This is a genomic window from Oleiphilus sp. HI0132, from assembly GCF_001635845.1.
The window spans coordinates 1-1,061 of sequence record NZ_LWGJ01000182.1; the positions used below are offsets into that span (position 1 = coordinate 1).

The following is a 1,061-nucleotide window of genomic DNA, read 5'->3' on the forward strand; positions in this document are numbered from 1 at the left end:
GCATCCCCTGGCTCACGGCGCCTCCGGAAGCGCATTACAATGCCGCGATGCAAGTACTCAAAGACCTCGGTTTGCTGGATCAACAAGCTCAGGTCACCCGACTGGGCAAGCTCGCGGCAAAGCTACCTGTTAGCCCGCGCCTTGCAAGTATGTTGTTAAGCACCGACAAGCCCGAAGATCAGCGTGTCGCTTGCAACTTAGCCGCTCTGCTTTCTGAACAAGATATCTTTCTCCATAATAGAGATACCGACATATCCAGACGTCTCAACGCGCTGTCGGATTTTGGCCGAGACAAAGCACAGTCCCTTAAAGACTACGCCTTCCATCGTTCACGAGTCGAGCAAGCCTTCTCAAGCACTCAGTCGCTGCAAAAGCAATTAGCAAAATTAGCCGCTTCGAAAGCAGATATTGAGCCGACTATCTACCCTGCAGACCTTGGCAAACTCTTACTCATCGCCTTCCCTGAGCGACTGGCCAAACAGCGCCAAGCAGGAGACGGCAAATATTTGATGGCGAACGGTAAAGGCGCTTACCTCAACGAAGACGATTCACTCTTTGATGAGCCTTGGTTAGTCATTGCTGACTGCGATGCACAGAAGAAAGAGGGCCGGATTTATAGCGCGGCAGCCATTGACAAAGCCTCAGCTCTCGAAGTCTTGTCCGAGCATATCAACGAAGAAGAACGTTTCGAGATCAACCCTAAAACGCAGAAAATAACGGGCTCTATGCAAACCCGTATTGGCGCGATTACCATAGATAGCCAAGTCATCAGCAATATTCCAAACGATGCCTTCACCCAATGCCTGGCTCAGCTGGTCAAGAAACAAGGCTTAAGCGTTTTAAACTGGACGCAGCAATGCGATGACTGGCTGGCCCGAGCAAGCTGGCTAGGACAACACCTTGAAAACTTCCCAAGCTTGTCAAAACAAAGCTTAATCGACGATATCGAGACTTGGCTGCTACCCTATTTATCTAGCGTCAGCAGTATGAACGCACTTAAAAAAGTAAACATTCTTGAGCTAGTGAAAAGCTGCCTGGACTGGAATGATCAGCAGCGCATC

1 pseudogene is annotated in these 1,061 nt (G+C 49.9%); it reads left to right on the plus strand.

The window, feature by feature from the left end:
* Window positions 1-1,061: pseudogene (locus A3766_RS02315) on the plus strand (ATP-dependent helicase HrpB); the annotation flags it as partial.